Origin of the sequence: Streptomyces sp. NPDC017225, from assembly GCF_044331465.1 — a bacterium.
GTDB lineage: Bacteria > Actinomycetota > Actinomycetes > Streptomycetales > Streptomycetaceae > Streptomyces.
In genome coordinates, this window is sequence record NZ_JBIRNE010000065.1 from 1 (window position 1) to 1,101 (window position 1,101).

The 1,101-nt window shown below is 68.7% G+C and carries 1 protein-coding gene and 1 pseudogene; both read right to left on the reverse strand.

All coding sequences use genetic code 11. The features are described from left to right. Positions 1 to 223: pseudogene (locus ACH4NX_RS38410) on the reverse strand (hypothetical protein); the annotation flags it as partial. Positions 224 to 318: 95 nt separating this feature from the next. Further along, on the reverse strand, positions 319 to 1,101 hold a 783-nt coding region (locus tag ACH4NX_RS38415), incomplete at its 5' end, for an RICIN domain-containing protein (protein ID WP_351402596.1).

The following is a 1,101-nucleotide window of genomic DNA, read 5'->3' on the forward strand; positions in this document are numbered from 1 at the left end:
GCGTCCGGGGCGGAGCGAACGTCAGCTCCACCGTCCCCGTCGTACCCGGATACAACCGCAGAGTCTGCGGCTCCACCGTCGTCCAGGGCGCCACACCCCCCACCGGCTCGAACCGGTACTCGTCGACGACATCACCGGTATTACGCACCCTCAGGCGCACACACGTACTGCTGCCGGGGTCCACAGTCGCGGACGCGGGCTCCAGCGAAGTCCACAGGCTCACGTGGCGAGGCTACGCACCGGCAAGAGCCCGGCCAGGAGCCGTCGGGGCACAACCGATTGCCCCGACGTCCCCGCGCTGTGGTCCGAGTGTCCTCGTCAGCCCTCCAGCTTGGTGAGGATCTCCCACTCCTGGTCGTCGCCGTCCAGGCAGTCGAAGAGCGTGAGCTTGGCGAACTCGCCACCGTCGCTCCAGCCCTCCACGTTGAGGCACTTGTTGTTGCTGGCGGAGTTGCGGATCCAGTAGGCCCCGCTCTTCTGCTTGTCGGCCCACCAGAGCTGGTTGTCGGCGTCCGTGCCCTTGCAGGGGAACTCGGTGACCGGCGACTTGACGGGGGCCGCCCCGAACTTGGGCAGGTCCATGCAGAGCTGGTCCTTGACGTTCCGGATCTGGAAGAGCGGTACCCCGCCGGGGCCCGCCTTCGGGTACTTCACCTCCAGGTTCCAGACCTGGTTGTCGGCGACTCCCTCACGGCAGGCGGACTGCTGGACAGGGCCGTTGATCTCTCCGCCCTCACGTCCGGGGAGTTCGGCGCACATCTTCGTGGTGGTGTTGCGCAGCAGGACGTTGCTGGCGGGGACCACGGAGGGTTCCTTGGCCGGCTTCTCGGGCTGCTTCCCGCCGCCGCCACCGTCGCCGCCACCGTCACCGCCGCCGCCACCGTCGTTCTTGGGCTCCTCGGAGGTCTGCTCCGGCTGGGGCTGCTCGACGGGCGCCGACTCACCGCCACTCGGCAGCTTCTGCGCGTCGGCGCTGGGGCTGGGCGCGAGTTCGGTGCCCGTCCGTTCCAGCTGTTCGGTGGCGCTGGTGCGGACCTGCGGCTTGTAGGCGATCCAGATCATCACGAACGCCAGGGTCAGCGCGAGGGCGATACCGAGGAA